Annotated in this window: 14 protein-coding genes, 1 tRNA gene and 1 pseudogene; 5 read left to right on the top strand and 11 right to left on the bottom strand. The window is 49.5% G+C overall.

Annotated features, from left to right (window positions below):
* Positions 1-5: 5 nt before the first annotated feature.
* Positions 6-1,343: a D-serine transporter DsdX gene (gene dsdX, locus R5268_RS11145; RefSeq protein WP_317419343.1), complete on the bottom strand. Its 1,338-nt coding sequence runs from the start codon at positions 1,341-1,343 to the stop codon at positions 6-8.
* Between the two features lie 219 nt (positions 1,344-1,562).
* Between dsdX and dsdC the strand changes: the two genes are divergently transcribed.
* The 5 genes and pseudogenes from dsdC (at position 1,563) to R5268_RS11120 (ending at position 4,725) form a co-directional block, all read left to right on the top strand.
* A complete protein-coding gene (gene dsdC / locus R5268_RS11140; RefSeq protein ID WP_317419342.1) occupies positions 1,563-2,522 on the top strand; it encodes a DNA-binding transcriptional regulator DsdC in 960 nt (319 codons plus the stop codon).
* A gap of 200 nt (positions 2,523-2,722) precedes the next feature.
* Positions 2,723-2,797, top strand: a tRNA-Arg gene (locus R5268_RS11135).
* 164 nt (positions 2,798-2,961) lie between these two features.
* Complete coding sequence (locus R5268_RS11130) at positions 2,962-4,125, top strand: tyrosine-type recombinase/integrase (protein ID WP_317419341.1); 1,164 nt, start codon at positions 2,962-2,964, stop codon at positions 4,123-4,125.
* Between the two features lie 12 nt (positions 4,126-4,137).
* Positions 4,138-4,236, top strand: a pseudogene (locus tag R5268_RS11125) (DNA polymerase III subunit theta); the annotation flags it as partial.
* 204 nt (positions 4,237-4,440) lie between these two features.
* Positions 4,441-4,725 carry a DinI-like family protein gene (locus tag R5268_RS11120; RefSeq protein WP_317419340.1) on the top strand — a complete coding sequence of 95 codons (285 nt, stop codon included), beginning with the start codon at positions 4,441-4,443 and terminating at the stop codon, positions 4,723-4,725.
* 39 nt (positions 4,726-4,764) lie between these two features.
* Here the strand turns inward: R5268_RS11120 and R5268_RS11115 are convergent, their stop codons facing one another.
* The 10 genes from R5268_RS11115 to R5268_RS11070 form a co-directional block, all read right to left on the bottom strand.
* Positions 4,765-6,381: a hypothetical protein gene (locus tag R5268_RS11115; protein ID WP_317419339.1), complete on the bottom strand. Its 1,617-nt coding sequence runs from the start codon at positions 6,379-6,381 to the stop codon at positions 4,765-4,767.
* Between the two features lie 58 nt (positions 6,382-6,439).
* Entirely contained in the window at positions 6,440-7,057 is a 618-nt protein-coding gene (locus R5268_RS11110) for a hypothetical protein (protein ID WP_108943540.1), read from the bottom strand.
* A 498-nt stretch (positions 7,058-7,555) separates the two neighbouring features.
* Entirely contained in the window at positions 7,556-10,765 is a 3,210-nt protein-coding gene (locus R5268_RS11105; RefSeq protein ID WP_317419336.1) for a host specificity protein J, read from the bottom strand.
* A 32-nt stretch (positions 10,766-10,797) separates the two neighbouring features.
* Complete coding sequence (locus R5268_RS11100; RefSeq protein ID WP_317419335.1) at positions 10,798-11,391, bottom strand: tail assembly protein; 594 nt, start codon at positions 11,389-11,391, stop codon at positions 10,798-10,800.
* 67 nt (positions 11,392-11,458) lie between these two features.
* A complete protein-coding gene (locus tag R5268_RS11095) occupies positions 11,459-11,746 on the bottom strand; it encodes a hypothetical protein (protein ID WP_317423097.1) in 288 nt (95 codons plus the stop codon).
* A gap of 110 nt (positions 11,747-11,856) precedes the next feature.
* Positions 11,857-12,564 (bottom strand): C40 family peptidase, encoded by a 708-nt coding sequence (locus R5268_RS11090; protein WP_317419333.1) that lies wholly within the window; start codon positions 12,562-12,564, stop codon positions 11,857-11,859.
* A gap of 2 nt (positions 12,565-12,566) precedes the next feature.
* Positions 12,567-13,325 carry a phage minor tail protein L gene (locus R5268_RS11085; protein ID WP_317419332.1) on the bottom strand — a complete coding sequence of 253 codons (759 nt, stop codon included), beginning with the start codon at positions 13,323-13,325 and terminating at the stop codon, positions 12,567-12,569.
* Entirely contained in the window at positions 13,322-13,657 is a 336-nt protein-coding gene (locus tag R5268_RS11080; protein ID WP_317419331.1) for a phage tail protein, read from the bottom strand. Before R5268_RS11080 ends, R5268_RS11085 begins: the two co-directional genes overlap by 4 nt.
* Complete coding sequence (locus tag R5268_RS11075; protein WP_317419330.1) at positions 13,654-16,605, bottom strand: phage tail tape measure protein; 2,952 nt, start codon at positions 16,603-16,605, stop codon at positions 13,654-13,656. Before R5268_RS11075 ends, R5268_RS11080 begins: the two co-directional genes overlap by 4 nt.
* Entirely contained in the window at positions 16,598-16,747 is a 150-nt protein-coding gene (locus R5268_RS11070; protein ID WP_317419329.1) for a hypothetical protein, read from the bottom strand. Before R5268_RS11070 ends, R5268_RS11075 begins: the two co-directional genes overlap by 8 nt.
* Positions 16,748-16,780: the final 33 nt, after the last annotated feature.

Raw genomic sequence — 16,780 nt, 5'->3', positions numbered from 1 at the left:
CTCTTTTAAATCACAAATGAAAGTGCAAAGGTGCCTGCCAGCGCGACGACTGACGCAATCAGCGTGGCGACACTGTAATAACGGAATGTTTCAGACAGCGTGGCATTACAATATTGTTTCACCAGCCAGAATAAGGAATCGGTCACGATGGTGCAGCCGATTGCCCCGGAGCCGATAGCCAGGGTCATAATTTCAGGGCTGATATGGGGATACAGCGGCATCAGCGGAGCCACAATCGCGGTTGCACCCATCATGGCGACAGTGGCAGAGCCGACGGCGGCATGAAGAATGATAGCCACCAGCCAGGCAAGTAAAATCGGGTGCATATCGATGCCGGACAACACCAGTGCCAGAGAATCACTCAGTCCGCTGCCTTTCAGGATGCCGTTGAATGCCCCGCCGGCCCCGATGATCAATAAGATATTTGCAATCGAGCTAAAGCTCTCTTCCGTTTTACTGAGCAGGACGCTCATTCCCATATTGCGGCGGATACCCAGCATGTAATAAGCGGCAAATGCGGCAATAAACATGGCGGTTATCGGATTACCGATAAACTGTAAAAAGGTGAGTAACGGATTATCTTTACTCATGTTGAGATCTGCGGTTGTTTTAACCAGCATGAGCACAATCGGCAGCAGAACCGTAAATAACGCCGCACCTAATGACGGTAAATCTTTTTCTTCACGTACCTTCAGGTCAGCAAACGCAGCCGGTACGACCTTGAACGGTAAACGATCGCCAAGGAATTTCAGGAACAACGGCCCGCCAATCAGCGATGCAACCAACCCCACAGCTAACCCGGCCACAATCACCGTTCCGATATCCGCACCGAGTTCATTCGTGACAAACAACGCAGCCGGGTGCGGCGGAATAATACAGTGCACGGCCATCAGCGCGGTGCATAACGGAATCGCCAGTTTTAATAATGACGTATTTGTTTTTTTGGCAATCGAAAACGCCAGCGGGATAAGCAATACAACCCCGACCTCGACAAACAGCGTGATACCACAGATAAGACCGATAAGGATCATGGTGACATCGGGGCTTAACCAGCGGCATTTTTCCAGCGTAATTCCGATTCGCTCGGCAGCGCCGGATATTTCCATCATCTTTCCGAGTATCGTTCCCAGTCCGATAATCGCCGCCAAAAATCCGAGTGTCCCGCCAATCCCGTCTTCGATGGCACTGACCATCTCCAGCGGATTCATTTTCATGGCGATCCCGACAAAAAAGCTGGTGAGCAGCAGTGCTAAAAACGGGTGAAACTTAAATTTAATAATTGAAATAATGATCAGCAAGATACTGAAAACCAGCGTACCGATCATCCACATTGTAGAGTCCATATCCTACCCCTGACTGTATTGTTGTTGTGGTTTTATTGGATAATAAATATTCAGGGGTGACAAACGATGAAAGCGGGCCTTTGGATTAGCACAGTTAATCCAAATGCGTGATATTCGTCAAATTAAGTACTTTTTTCGTGAATTGCATCATATCAATTCATCTTAAGCGCGGTATTCTTTATGAAAAAATACGTCCGCATAATAAAAAAGAGAGATGACATGACATCGAATATGAATCCGTATGAACCATCAGGATTCCTGCGGCGAAACAAACGGGTATCCAGTCATCAGTTATCACGCCTGCATACGTTCGAAGCTGCGGCACGGCACAGCTCATTTGCTCTGGCAGCACAGGAACTGGCGCTGACACCCGGTGCAGTCAGTCACCGCATCAATATGCTTGAAAGCGAACTGGGCTTCCGGTTATTTGAACGTTTTCACCGCCGTATTGAACTCACGTCAGATGGTGAGCGTATATACTGGGCCTTACGGAAAAACCTGGATGATATAAACCAGGAAATTATTGATATCAAAAATCAGGAAATCTCCGGTGAGTTAACGGTTTATTCCCGCCCGTCACTCGCACAATGCTGGCTGATCCCTGGCATAGCGGATTTTACAGAGCAGTACCCCGCTATTCAGCTGAACCTGTTAACAGGTAATGATGAGGTTAATTTTCGCGGCCATGGTATTGATATCGCAATTTATTACGATGATATGTCCAGACCGAATCTCTATTGCGAAGATTTGATGTCAGAATCCATTGTGCCGGTATGCAGCCCCGAATATGCAGAGCGTTATGATCTGCATAACAATCTTAATCAGCTCAGGAACTGCATGTTATTACATGACCGCCAGGCATGGAGCAGTAACTCCGATTACGACGAATGGAAAGCGTGGAGTGAACACTATCAGCCTGATTTATTCCCTCACCGGCGCAATCTCTGTTTTGATCGTTCAGACCTGGCAATTGTGGCTGCGATGAATCATGCCGGTGTCGCGATGGGACGTAAGCAACTGGTGGAAAAACGGATTAAGAGCAAAATGCTGGTGATGCCTTTCGGGGACATTTCACTGACATGCCGGCAGCGATATTATTTTGCGATGCTCGGCGACAGGCGTAACCCGAAAGCAGATATCTTTATTCAGTGGCTAAAACAACAGGTTACCAAAAGATAGCCGGGAGAACCGCCCGTTCCCCGGTATTCTGCAAATAATGTACATAATCTGTACACTCTGAACAGATGTATCCGGTAAAAAATACACCTGTAACCGGAAACCGGAAAAAACAAAGCGGAAATAAAGACTTGATAGAATACAGGGTTGAGCGGTAACATATGACCCGCCGTAAATCCGGCTATACAGCCGGGCAGCATCATGTCCTCTTAGTTAAATGGATATAACAAGCCCCTCCTAAGGGCTAATTGCAGGTTCGATTCCTGCAGGGGACACCAAGACCGAATAACCTCGCATTACCCTCCGTTACCAATCTCACTTGAAAAATCAGTACTTCACCGAATTCACTGTTACCAGACATAACCGTACGTTACTTGACTGAACCGCAATTTTGCGGGCATATTTGTGGGCATCAAAACAGAATCAAACCAAAGGTGCCCACATGCTGACAATAAAACAGATAGAAGCGGCCAAGCCGAAAGAAAAATCATACCGATTGTCAGATAGTGGCGGGTTGTTCCTTTTCATCTCAAAAGGTGGGGGAAAAATTTGGCGTTTCCGGTACCGAAAAGACGGAAAGGAGCAAACACATGTCATCGGCTCATATCCGGAAATATCATTAATAGAAGCCCGTAAACTTCACGCTTCCGCAAAATCAATCCTTGCCACCGGCGGATCGCTGGAAACAAAGAAAGAAGCATCACAAGAAGAAAGCATCATAACTTTTGAAAGCGTTTTCCGTGAATGGTACGAGTTCAAGAAAGAGGTATGGTCTGCCGGTTACAGGAAAGAAATGCTATCCATGTTTGATGATGATGTATTGCCGATTATCGGAGAGGAAGACATTGCAACTATAGATCCACTACGTGTTGTAGACGTGATACGCCACTTCGAGAGCCGTGGCGCAATGGAAAGAGCGAGCAAAGCCCGCCGTCGCTGCGGGGAGGTATTCCGGTATGCGGTTATAACAGGGCGCTCTAAATACAACCCTGCGCCAGACCTGGTTGATGCCGAACGCGGGTACCGGAAAAAGCACTACCCATTCCTCACCAAAGAACAGATACCCGCCTTTAACAAAGCGCTATCGGCTTTCTCCGGCAGTACCATCAGCAAGATTGCCACACAGGTTTTGCAATACACGGCGCTGAGAACCAAAGAACTCCGGTCTATGCAATGGTCAGACGTCGATTTTAAAAACAAGGTGATCACCATATCTTCCGAAGTGATGAAAAGCAGAAAGCCACATGTCGTACCGATGTCAGAGCAGGTTGTCGCGCTGATGGAACAAATTAAGCCTATGACATCAGGAATATCAAACCTTGTTTTCCCCGGAAGAAATGATAAAAGAAAGCCAATAAGTGAAAATGCTGTATTACTGGTGATCCGGCAAATAGGTTTTGACGGAATAGCAAGCGGTCACGGATTCAGGCACCAGTTCAGCACTATACTTAATGAAAACGGATTTGACCGTGACCTGATAGAGCGCCAGCTTGCTCACGTTGACCGTAACGCAATACGCGGCATCTATAACCATGCCGAATACCTTGATCAGCGCAGAAATATGATGCAGTGGTTCGCTGACTATATTGATGAAATCTCAAAGTAACAGGTAACCAACATGCACAATATAGCCAACCTGCCTCAAGACGAAAAAGACAAAATTAATGCCGATTTAGCCGCATCCGGTATCGCGTATAAAGAAAGACTCGGACTGCCGTATGATCTGTACGAAACAGAAAAACAATGAGATTGATAATGTATTTATTTATCAAATAATTAGATTGCCTTTTGGATAAAAAAATCAATATTATGAGCATATGTATGTACACATATTTTATGATGAACAGTGACTGTTATTGACATTTATCAGCTACGCATTTAAATTTACTGTATATTTAAACAGCATAAATAAGGTGATCGCATGCTCCGTATTGAAGTTATTTTCAGCAGCAACCAAAAAGAGATGATGCCGCCTGGCACATTTGAGGCTCTTGAAAAGGAAATTGACCGAAAGTTACGGGCTCAGTATCAGGATATGAACGTCCGTATTGCGTGGGGAACCAATGCAACGATGTCAGTAACGGGCGGGAAAAATGATAAGGACAATAAAAAAATAAAAGAGATACTGCAGGAGATTTTTGAGGATGGCAGTTGGGTGCCTGAAACGACAGATGCTTCTGATGATGTAGAATATTTTGATAAGTAGGTGACAGCCGCGCCGGACATCCACCAGCGCGGCTTTGTTTTATTCCTCTGAGTCTCCGGCCTGCTCTGCCGCTTCCTGCGCTTCACGCTCTGCCTGCTCACGTTCCATCTGCTCGGCCAGCTCCTGCTGCTTCACATTCCACACAGAGCCCTGCGGCATTTCAACACGTACATCGATACGGGTGGATTCCGGCAGATCACACGGTTCGCCGTCCTGATAGAAAACACGCTCACCTTCCGGGGTGACCTCTTTCAGCCGCCAGTTCTGGAAACGTTCCGGCAAATGCGCATGCTGACGGTGACAGGTTTCAATAATCAGGCTGCCGTCACTCTGCACCCTGTCATCTATATAAACCAACTCAAGGCCGTTATTGTCTTTCGGTACCGAGATACCACCGTTTACGCCCCAGGCACCATCTGAGTTATAACCCAAGATACCGGTGATGTGATATTGGCCGGTACCGGTGCGGCGGACTTCAGCGCCTTCGGATTCGTCGTTGGTTTCGTAGTTACCGTCAGGATATATCTGGATAACCGGGGATGAGCGTTTTATAAATCCGTTGCCATCCACTGTCGTATTAGTTTGCCCCCACAACGTATTCCAAATCATTTCGCCAGATGAATACCTTACGTTTGCAATAACCTGACCATTAGCCCCTGAAACAAATAATCGCATGCCATGGGAACCGAAGTAATTCATATGAATGCCAGTACCCCATGTACTGAAATAATTATCTTCTGTTCCGCCACCTTGCCAGAAAAATGAACATCCGTTGTCAACATAAAGCAAGTCAGCATTTTTATATTGAACAGCCCGATGAGCATACCCCCATTTGCTAATCCACTCCCTGGTCGCCATGATCCCGTTACCATCGGGAACCTCTGTCTCTCCACGCCATGCTCCGGTGTGATATTTAGACAAATACATCCGGTTTCCCACAGTAGCGATAGCCAGTCTGGCACTTTTTTCTTTGTTCCAGACCGAAATATCACCAAGAGCAGCAATATTGGCTTCCGTATTAATCACCCCCTCTCCCGTCACCAGGAATTTTGCAATACCGTCAACAAAATAGGTCAGATATCCATCATTACTGACTTTAAGTATCTTTTTCTTGTCTTTTGAATATAAAATCCCGGAATCACCATCCTGCCCAGCAAAATTATTAACCCAGCCTATTACTGCCTTTTGGCTCATAACATCCGTTTTCGATTCACCGGGCTCCTGAACCACTTTCGGTATCTTGCTGATAGCATCATTAAGGGCTTTAATGCTGTCCAACGTCACCTTCTGGCCGTTCGGCAGCTCAATTTCCACCTGGCCGGTGTCCGTCATCCACTGCTGCATTGCCTGGAGAAAATACACGATATAGCCCTGATTGGCTGACATAGTGCGGGCCGCATCTGAAATGGTATCCGGTACCGTGGTGGCGATGGAGTATTTCGCGCCGCTGAGTGTTACCGGGGCATTGAATGACAACACCAGTTCGGTATCACTGTTTACCGCACGGATCATCATACTGACCGGCGCTGTGCCGTTTTCAATACTGATAAGCTGGCCGGGGGCCACGCCGTGAATGTTTTTCTTCCACTGTGTGCCGGTGCCGGTCACAACCGGTGAGCCGGCGTTAATGGCTATAGTGCCGTCTGTGTAAATCATGGGGTTTCCTTAAATTTCAGGCATAAAAAAACCGCCGGAGCGGTTGATTGGATGATTGTTAAATGTATTCCCTGGTGTCTATATAAAAATACTGACTACCAATATTTGTAGACGACATTTGCCCGGCAACAATCATTGAATTCCATATCGCTTTGTTGCCAGCGCCACACCCGGTAATTCTTACCGTTTTACCTCCGTGATCATCCTGAAGACCAAGAATACCAAGTGTTGATATTAAAACTGCACACGGAACTCCGGTGTCTGCCTGACCAGACTGAGAATTAAAATTATTTCCCGTCAGTATCCGCAGTGGCCTTTGACTGGATGCGTGCGTCAGTAAGCCATTATTATAAATACGTATCCCCCATTTTTGAGGGAAGACAGAAACGTAATAAGATGATTTTACAAAAATATAAATATCAAACGGCATACCGGGATCGCCTTTAAGATCGACGCACCAGTAATTATTCACCACAGTAACGTCACACAATCCGTTCAGAGATACTCCGGTAAAACTCACCGCACGGATAAAAATAAGTGGAGTGGATTGCTCTGTTCTCAGAAACAGCCGGGTAACCCCCGGGGTTATTCTCATTCTTTTATAAAAAACGGAGGATTCATAGGGTGAGAGTATTTCCTCCGTTCCGTTGTTATAAACCTGTGCGCCATATCTCATGTGATCATCACCATTATTACTACATTAGCATTATTGCCACATTTCCAACTGACAGTATTACCATTTGTATTAATAAGTGTACCGGTTATGCTGGGATTAATATTAATTGCGCAAACTGATAATGTTTTTCCTTGAGGGATATTTGAATAAGTTCGGGATCCGTCACTCGTCACACTAAACTGATCGAGAACAAAACTTGTCCCAGTGACTTTTATAGGCTTCCCGTCAGTATCATATATTTCTATTCCCCATGACATGAAAATCCCTCAATATATTCCGGTCTTACCCACCCACCATTAATTTTAAATCCAAGCTGAGGAACCTGATGATAAAGATCTCCCCGTCTGGTCTGTCGGCGCTGATCAAATTTAACGAGCACATCATTACCCATGCCTGGTGTTTTAATACGGTAAACCCCCGTACAGTTTACTTTTTCGTAACTGGTTGCACACCCGGATACCATTATTGCAGTTATAATCACTATTATTTTTTTCATCATTAACCTCCGAGATAACCAATTTTCACAGCCAATTTCCCATTTTCGTCATACACAATTATCTGATTATTTTTAATAACCATTCGACCAGTGTTCCCCCCTGAATCAAGATCCAGCGTGCCGCGAAATGTTGCGCTGTTAAACTCAGCATTTCCGGTTTTTGCATCGATCAGAAATCCGGTTTTACCCGGTACATAGTTCTCAGACTGCATTTTGTCAGTGACAACCACTTCATTCAGCCAGGCCTGGTTGATAAATGCCTCATTCATAAAAATCTGTCCGTCCTTCATGTACATGAACAGATTCATTTTCCCGTTCACCGGGTTATAAAACGCAAACTGCTGGGCGTTAAAGCCCATGATGGTATCGACCTTACCGCCTTTCAGCTCTGCGCCAATCACCATACCGGCATCATAATTCACACCGTCATACACAATACTGACCAGTGACTTCCAGATTGCCGAAGCCGTTCCCTGCTCCATGTCGTATTCGGCTTTAATGGAATTCTGCGCACGGGCAAAGCTCTCATCTGCCGTGGCCTGCACCGCATCAAGGTGCTCAGCAAGCGCTTTAGTTTCCGTTACCACGTAGTTATCAACGCGGATAATTTCAGCCTTCATCACACCATTTTCACGCTGCAGGTGCATCCACTGGCCATAGGTGTTGTTGGCATTGTTGATAATGGCCTCGAATGAGTCCATGTCGTTATTGCTGAGTTCCTGAATAATTTTTGAGTCTTCCAGGATCGCTTCAACATCATCCAGAATAGCCTCTGTATCAAACTCGGCCACACCGCGCACAAAGTCAGTCCAGGGGGACTGGTTGCCGGTTTTATCCACCAGGCGGGCACGGAAATAAAACGCGGTACCGGCGGACAGACCGGCCAGTTCGTGGGAGCGGGACGGGTACGGCACATCAGCCAGCAGCAACAGGTTCTGCCCGTCATTGGTTTTGCTGTACTGAATTTCGGTTTTCAGGGTGTCTTCGGTGAATTTCCCGAATTCCCAGTTCAGTTTGATCCCGAATACCAGCGTGGACGCACGGAAGTTCAGCGGCATCGGCGGATCACCCACCTTACCGGTCAGCAGGGTTTCCTCTGAATATCCCCAGCCGCTGGAGATTTCTGCCGCGTTAATCGCCCTGACCCGCACCAGGTAGCGGCCTGAATAGACCCCGGGCACGTCAAACGAAGTGGTGGCATTGCGCGGCACATTGATCCAGTTGCCATCGTCACGGCGCCATTGCGCCTCATAGGCAATCGCGTTCTCTGCCGGTGACCAGTTAACCTGCATGGTTTCGACACTGATCCCCTGATTCACCACAGAATAAGAGCTGATAGTAATGTCTTTCGGCGGGAACTGGTTGCCGGGCGGAATAACACTGATCGGACGCTCATCAAGCACCGCGCCGGTGTCTATCCGGTCGTATTTGTCCGGATCATGCATCGCCGCGGATATCGTGAATGTGCCATCGTCATTTTCAGTCACACTCACCACACGATATTGCTGGGCGTACAGCTCGTCTGATTCTGTCACCCAGACGCACTCCGGTTCCGGCGTTTCACTGTATTCCGTGGTTACTGTGACCACATTATCCGTAACCATCTGAATGGTGCGGGCCTGCGATTTTCCGGACGGCAGGTTCAGCATCAGCCGGTCACCCGGCACGGCATCCGGTTTTCGGTCGAGTGTGAGACTCCGGCCATTCACCGCACTGACGCGGCCGCCGGTCACTTTCCCGGACAGGTTTTCATCTGCCACCGCAATGATGTACCCAGGCTGCGGAATATTGCCGTCCAGTCCCACACCGAATGTCACCACCCGGTCTTTGTTGTTGGTGAGGATGCCCCAGCGGCCTTTGCGGTTAGCCTCTGACTGGCGGGTACAGCCGATCGCCGTCATTTCAAGCTGATTAAAGCCGAACCGGTAAACCAGCTCATTTTCAAACACCGGCTCCATCGCGTCGGCATAGCCGTTCAACGGATCTGAGTACGACACCAGCGCGGAGGAATAACGGGCCTTACTGCTGCTGCCGGAATAGGTGAAACGTCCGTCCAGCACGTTGGCTTTGGTGTAACTGTAATCAATGTCACGCGGCATATCCGCCAGGGTGATAATCTGGTTGCCGCCCCAGTAGGTCATGCCACGGAAGATGGCCGCAAAATCACGCAGCACGGTATAGGCTTCATTGCGATCCTGCACATACACGTCACAGATATAGCGCGGCTCAGTACCGCTGCCACCCTTACCATCCGGTACCGGCTGATCACAATACTGCGCAACACGGTACAGCTCCCATTTATCGATATTCTGTATTTTGATGCGGTCGCCGAGGCCGAAGCGGTCAGAAACCACAATGTCGTAAAATACCCAGGCGGGGTTATTGGTCCATCCCCATTTAAACGAGCCGTCCCAGGTACCGGAATACGTCCGGTGTTCCGGGTCATAGTTTGACGGTACGCGGATGATCCGCATCTTCGGCTCACAGGTGACCTGCGGGATGGAGCCGTTAAACTGTTTTGAGTCAAACTCGATATACAGCAGCGCGGTGTGCGGATAGGTCAGTTTGGCGTCTATCACCTCGGTGTAACTCTGCAACACCACCGTATCGCCGATTTTGGCGCTGTTGGCATCCTCAGTAATTTTCCGCACCCGCAGTGTCCAGGATGTGGCCGACTGCGGCAGATCAATACGATGGGTGCGCTCATAACCCGAGGTGGTTTTCCCCTTCACGCGGCCATCGACAACGATTTTCCAACTGCCGCCGTCAGTCTGCAAATCAATGGCGTATGCTACCTCGTTACCGACCATGTCCCCGTTATCCTCCTGGCGGAACAGGGACGGCCATTTCAGGCGGACGCGGACAGCGGATAATTGCGGATTGGTGAATGCATGCGCCCACGGTGTACTGCTTTGTACCGTGGTACCAACGGTGATTTCATTCTCCGCCGCCGGCATCCCCTGAATATAGGTTTGTGCCTGGGTGCCGGGACGGTATTCCCACACCACGCCGGGAAAGTTTTCAGATCCGTCAGCATTCAGCAGCGGGGTACCGTCCAGAAAGATATTCTTCCCGGTCAGTTCCCCGGCAAATTCCCCTTCACCGAGGGCGATCAGCAATTTGGCTTTGGCTACGGACTGTAAATCATCCGGCTGTTCGACGGGCGTGCGCGGGCTGCCACCGCCACCTTTGCGGCCTGTGATTTGTGTCATTGTGGATTTCCTGCTGAAAAACTGAGAAAGGATTACTGCTGATCTTCGACGTAAATTCCGGCTGAGATAACGGCTCCGCCGATGCGGCGCTTACCGTAACCGATCGGTACCGGGTAGCCCTGAGAAACGGTATTCGTCGGCGCACCGAACGCATAGGACGGTTTGTTTTCGCCCTGGTCTTTCATGGCGATCCCGTTCGGCTGCGGGGACAGCATCTGGATAATGCCGCCCAGCATCATAGCCGCACCGGTTGTGGCCATAAAGCCGGTCATACCACCAGCTGCAAAAGCAGCACCGATACCACCTGACATAAATACAGCCGCTGCCACCAGCACTGCACCAAATATTGTTTGGAACAAGCCACCGCGTTTGCTGCCGATAACAACAGGTATAATCCTGATAACATCACCTGTTACCGGAAATCCAAGATCATCTTCACCGATATTTTTCTTACCACGAAAAACCGCAAAGGTCAGCCCGCGCGATTTACTCGTATTCAAAAACTGCTCAAAACCGGGGATAGTGCAACATAACGCACGAACGGCTTCTGATGTAGTGCTGACCAGACGCTGATGTGTTTTACCAAACGTTTTACCCAATACACCACCCAACTCTATTTTTATCATTATTTCCTGAGACATATTTACCCCATAAAAAAACCCGCCGGAGCGGGTTATATTTGTTTAATTAATTTTAACTACATGAAATTATAGAATTTATTCTATTATCTATTCTGTATTTAAACATTCCGCCCTGATGATAAAAGCTAATATTTGTTTTATCTCCGGAACTGATCACATCAACTAATTCAAGTTGTCCCGCTGAATAAATAGACCACCCATCTTTTGCAGGCTGTATAAAAACGCTTCCGTATGTTTGGCTTTTTTCTTGCCATCCATAGAGAATGCAATTGGCTACTTCTTGAGTTGGTTTATCTGATTGAAATTTATTATCTGCTGGCCGCTGACGAAGTTCTTCCATTCCTGCGCATCCAGTAATAATAAAAACAAATAGCAGCGCTATAATTTTCTTCACTACCCACCCCTATACACATTTAATAAACAACTGTCATTCAGGGTAATAGCAGCAAGTCACGTTGTCATGTGTAATTTATGTCTCAGTACCATAACTGTGCGATCACGCCAATAACCGCCATATGGCACCCGCTGGCTCAGGTGACCGTATAAGTGATGCAGGAGCATGTTGTCAGGCAATAAAATACCGGCATGATTGGCGACCGGAGCCTGCACCTGCATCACTATCAAATCGCCGGGCTGCGGATCATCAACCTGAATAAATCCGGCCTCCTGCCAGTTGTCCGCATAACGGTTTTCCCCCTGTTCCCACCAGGGGTAATCCACCCTGTAATCCGGCAGTTCAATGCCGTGTTCCTGCCGGAACCAGCTCATGACCAACCCCCAGCAGTCCGTAAACCCGAGCACAAACGGCCGTCCGAATAATGGCAATTCACCGCGTGGCTGAACAGTCCGCAGATCCCCCTCCGGCCAGCTGACGATATACCACGGTACACCGAGAGCATCACACTGCACTTTATCCAGTTCTGACGGCTGAGTAGTAGCATCCGGGTGACTGTGAACAATACCCGTCACTGTGCCCCAATCCTCCGCAACAGCGTAATCCTCCGGCGATAACACGAAGTGTTCCTCCGGCGTGGCCGCGATATTACGACAGGGAAAGTATTTCACCACACGGGATTTTTGTGCGATCACCCCGCAGCATTCGCGGGGGTACTCACGTTCGGCATGTAAAAAAATGGCTGCCTGAATGTTTTTACGCATCCCTATTTCCTCAGTAATGATGTTCCGGGAAAGCCGCCGAACGGGATCGGATTGTTTTTACCGAAGCGCGGGAGGCAGCCTGTGTTCAGCATGCCGCTGCACTGATCCTGTGCCGGGTCATCCACGCGGTTGCCGTGTTTGTCGAAATACCCGTTCTGCCCGGCATAATCACAGCCGTCACCGGATTTATATTTGCCGCGTATACACCAGGTACACATTGAATGTAATTGTCTTGTCGGGATCAGCACCCCCTGCAAATCCATCGGACTGGCTAATTCAAACTCAATAACTTCATTGGTTTCCGAAGACTTGCTGTCGATATAAAAGACCGAGACTTTTTCCTGTGTCGGATCTGCTGCCTGATTACCGTCCGGAAAGTTTGCCGCATCCAGATAGTGCGCCAGCGTATCGTGTATCGTGACTTTTGCTTTCAGCATGTCATCATACGCCAGACACAACGCCGTAATTGACCCGTCCAGGTTTGCTACAGATAACTTCGGTTGTGCGCCGGATCCGGTTGTGGATGCCTCAATCCCGTCAATCTGTACCGGCCACGCGCGATACTCTTCTCCCTGCCACCAGATGGATTTCGCCGGCAATTTTTCAGGGTCACCACCAGCGGCAGTAATCTCTGCCTCTGTGTGCGGGATATTGTATGCATGGAACCGCAGTATGTCCGGCGTGCCGAATGCGGTACCGTCAACCTCAAAAAGCCGGACGGCATTACCCGGTTCCAGCTTCTGGTAATCGTTTGTGATCATGGTTTAAATGCCTGGGTAAAAGTTAGAGAAAGTGAATAGTTGTCACCGCCGAGCGGGGTGAGTTTCGGATCATCACAGCGATACAATCCGGTATCCTCCAGCGGTGGCGTCCACTGAAATGCCCGGATTCCGCCGTGCCGGTCAATAAAATCACGGATTGGCCGGATATAACTTTCCGTCCCGGTAAAATTCAGTGACCACTTCTGGCCGCGAGGATTAATGCCGTCACCGCAAACCTGTTCGTAACCGTCACCAAACTTCGCCTTACGGGTTCTGAAGGAGATATCGCCCTGCGGATTCAGGCGCGGACTCCAGGTGAATGTTTCTATCATCTCCCCCCCTTAGCCAGATTCCAGACAGCCCCGCCGGGACGAGTGTCCCTGTCCATCAGTGCACGGTACCGCTGGTCGACATACTGCCCTATATCTCTGCCGAACCGCTCAAGACCACCGGATGCCTGAACCTGCTGATTTCCGTCACTGTCGATGCGGATATTAACCACAGGTGCCGTACCGCCGGCACTACTGCCACCATAGGCACGCACACCAAGGTTACCGTCCGGTCCGCGTTTTAGCGGCATAATCGCCTCAGATCCGGCTTCACCCATCAGGCCGATATTGGGTGCTCCGCCTTTGGCGAACGGGAACACGGTTGGTGAGCTGACAATGCTGTTGCTGTATGCGCTCAATCCGGGAGAGTGATACACCCCGCCGATCGCATTGGGTGCTATCCCCATCGCATCACCCAGCCATGTCCCGCTCAGACCGCTTTTCAGTCCGTTGAAAATGGTCATCTGGACGATCATTTTTGTGATGTCAGTGAGAATGGATTTCGTAAAATCAGCAAAATTCGCCCGGCCGGTGGTCAGAAAGTCAGTAAACATAGACGTTGTGCTGTTGAGTGCATTGGCTGATGTGTTGCGCATCATTTCAAACGCGTTGCCGCTGCTGTCACTGAAATCCTGCCAGCCCCGCTTTAATCCGCCCTGCCAGTCTGCATCTGACGCGGCTTTGTCTTTTGCGGCCTGCCGGACAATGTCAGTCTGCTTTTGTTGCTCGGCATTCAGAACAGCCGTCTGATCTTTGTATAACTGAGAGGTTTTATCTGAGATTTCTTTATCCAACTGATACCGGCGCTGACGGAAGTCATCCGCAATCCGCTGTTCCTCAAGCATCAGGTTATAATCTGCTGTCGGCATAATAATTTGCAGACGCTGATTATCCGCCTCCTGCTGCATAGCCCGGGTACGCTGCGCTATTTCAAAGTTCTGATCATCAAACTTTTTACGCAGTCCTTTCAGAGCAATCTCCCGTTCAAGCCCGGCGTTGAGCTGTAACTGAGCACGGATGGACCCGGCGTTTTCCATCACACTCTTCTGAGCGGCGTTCAGTTTTTTACCTGCCAGACCGATTAGTTCCTGCTCAAATGCAATCAACTTACTTTCGGATGCGGTCAGCTTTTCATTTTCAGCAAGCTGTGCTCTGAGTGTGGCGGTCTGCTCCATCAGCTGCTGTGCACGGCGCTGACCCTCAGGAATACCGCTGCCACCGCGCCCCTTCTTATCCAGTGAACTGTAAAGACTGTCGATCCCCTTCATTGTCTGCTCAAACTGCTTTGCATCCATCTGGCCGGATTTCAGCTGCTCACGGGCGGCATTCTGCAGTTTCAGTTTTTCCGCATGCTTATCAGCACCCGCTTTATACGCCGAATTTAGCTGCAACTGAGCATCTAACTGCTCACGGGTATTTTTTATCTGCTCCTTTTGCTGCTGCTCCTGCTGCATCCCTTTTATTGTTGCACCAATCTGCCACACCAGTTTTTCCTGGATCATGGCATTCATAGCAGAGGCCTGCACCTGTGCTGCGGCATAAGAGGATTCAGACATGAAACTGGTCAGTGAGCGGTAGCGATCTTCAATATCCTTAACGCTTTTCTCATGAATGGCATTGACCCTGGTCTGTTCTTCATTCAGTGTCTTTGTGGCATTCAGGGCGCTTTTTCTGGCCAGCTCTTTTGCTCCCTCAACATCACCCTGACGTTCCAGCAGCGCAATCCGGTTTATGGTAGCCTCGTCAAAAACCAGCCCTTCATTGATAAGCTGGCGCAGACTCTGCAGCGGCTGCTCGTTAATAGATGACAGCTTTGTGATCAGGAGATCAACGCTGCCGCCGGACTTTTCCAACTGCACGCCGAATTCAGACACTTCACGCAACATAGAACCGGAAAACCCGGCGGTCGCTGCCGCGGTTACCGTTTTGTATGCTTCTGCTGTTCCGCCGAGCTGATTGGCCAGTGTGCGCAGTTGGTATACCGAATTACTCAGTCCGGCCCCGCCTTTCTGAATAGCGGCATTAAACGCCTTTTGCCGTTCTTCCGCTTCTTTGTATTGTGAATACAGATAAGTGGCAGCACCGGCGGCGGCCATCAGACCAATGCCGAGTGTTCCGCCCAGCATAGCCCAGGTGTTTTTCAGCAGGCCGCCAGCCTGTGCGGATGCACGCTGTGCTAATGTCAGTTCTCTGTTTGCTGCCGACAGGCCAGCGGTGGCAGAAGCAAGATTCCGCTTACCGGACGCCTCGTTACGCTCGGCATCAACCAGACTCCGGGCGGCCCCGCGGAGTTTATTTTTTGCTTTTTCCTCTGCAATATTTGCTTCACTGATTACGCGCGCATTCTCCGCGTGTTCTCTGGCATAAGAAACAGTGACACCGTGCTGTTTGTTTACCCTTGCCTGCCGGGCATAATATTCATCCAGCGCAATGGCCTGTTCCCGCCTGGCGGCAGCCTCATCACGCATTCGTCCGGCAAGCTGAATTTGTGACTGTGCAGCCTGCTTCGCACTTCCGGCCTGTTTTACCTGGGCCTGCGCCATCTGTACCGCACTTTCAGCAGCGGCAATATCCTGCGCCCGCTTATTGCTGACAGCGGCACCAAGGCGATCCACATCATTAGCGGCCCGTTCCAGTGCCGGAATAAATGCACTGAGAATAGATGAACCGGCAACATTCGCGCCGGATGAAATATTGGTCAGCGATGTCCGTAACTGCGCGAACCCGGCCCGTGCTCCCGAATTCCCCATCTGCGCGATACTGTTACCGGTCCGCTTTGCCTCATCGGAAACACGGGACAGATCATTTGCTGTTTTGGCCGAATCAGCACCGACATCCCGGGAGAATTTCTTCGACCCCGCAGACGCGGTACCAAAGGCATCAGCCACCTCTGACTTAAAACTGGCTGCGTTGAGGTGTAACGCAACCGCTAAACTTGCAACGTCAGCCATTTAAGATCCTCATTACATCATTGCACTGTGTGCTGATATCCGGTGATACTGCCGGGATGCCGGTATTTTCCTGAACCTCACCCGCTGTCTCTTCTTCCAGCATAAAAAAAGCCCGCCAGTGATTAAGCAGTTCGGCGGGCATATCAGCCAGTTTCCGGGGGTCAGGCTCACCCCA

This window comes from Morganella sp. BCCO 40_0007 (genome assembly GCF_032989665.1).
GTDB lineage: Bacteria > Pseudomonadota > Gammaproteobacteria > Enterobacterales > Enterobacteriaceae > Morganella > Morganella sibonii.
Note: the sequence above shows the minus strand (reverse complement) of the source record. Positions and strands in the feature narration are given on the sequence as shown.

Coding starts and splice junctions, on each gene's coding strand:
- dsdX (WP_317419343.1), bottom strand. CDS start 1,343: ATGGACTCTACAATGTGGATGATCGGTACGCTGGTTTTCAGTATCTTG.
- dsdC (WP_317419342.1), top strand. CDS start 1,563: ATGACATCGAATATGAATCCGTATGAACCATCAGGATTCCTGCGGCGA.
- R5268_RS11130 (WP_317419341.1), top strand. CDS start 2,962: ATGCTGACAATAAAACAGATAGAAGCGGCCAAGCCGAAAGAAAAATCA.
- R5268_RS11120 (WP_317419340.1), top strand. CDS start 4,441: ATGCTCCGTATTGAAGTTATTTTCAGCAGCAACCAAAAAGAGATGATG.
- R5268_RS11115 (WP_317419339.1), bottom strand. CDS start 6,381: ATGATTTACACAGACGGCACTATAGCCATTAACGCCGGCTCACCGGTT.
- R5268_RS11110 (WP_108943540.1), bottom strand. CDS start 7,057: ATGAGATATGGCGCACAGGTTTATAACAACGGAACGGAGGAAATACTC.
- R5268_RS11105 (WP_317419336.1), bottom strand. CDS start 10,765: ATGACACAAATCACAGGCCGCAAAGGTGGCGGTGGCAGCCCGCGCACG.
- R5268_RS11100 (WP_317419335.1), bottom strand. CDS start 11,391: ATGATAAAAATAGAGTTGGGTGGTGTATTGGGTAAAACGTTTGGTAAA.
- R5268_RS11095 (WP_317423097.1), bottom strand. CDS start 11,746: ATGGAAGAACTTCGTCAGCGGCCAGCAGATAATAAATTTCAATCAGAT.
- R5268_RS11090 (WP_317419333.1), bottom strand. CDS start 12,564: ATGCGTAAAAACATTCAGGCAGCCATTTTTTTACATGCCGAACGTGAG.
- R5268_RS11085 (WP_317419332.1), bottom strand. CDS start 13,325: ATGATCACAAACGATTACCAGAAGCTGGAACCGGGTAATGCCGTCCGG.
- R5268_RS11080 (WP_317419331.1), bottom strand. CDS start 13,657: ATGATAGAAACATTCACCTGGAGTCCGCGCCTGAATCCGCAGGGCGAT.
- R5268_RS11075 (WP_317419330.1), bottom strand. CDS start 16,605: ATGGCTGACGTTGCAAGTTTAGCGGTTGCGTTACACCTCAACGCAGCC.
- R5268_RS11070 (WP_317419329.1), bottom strand. CDS start 16,747: ATGCCCGCCGAACTGCTTAATCACTGGCGGGCTTTTTTTATGCTGGAA.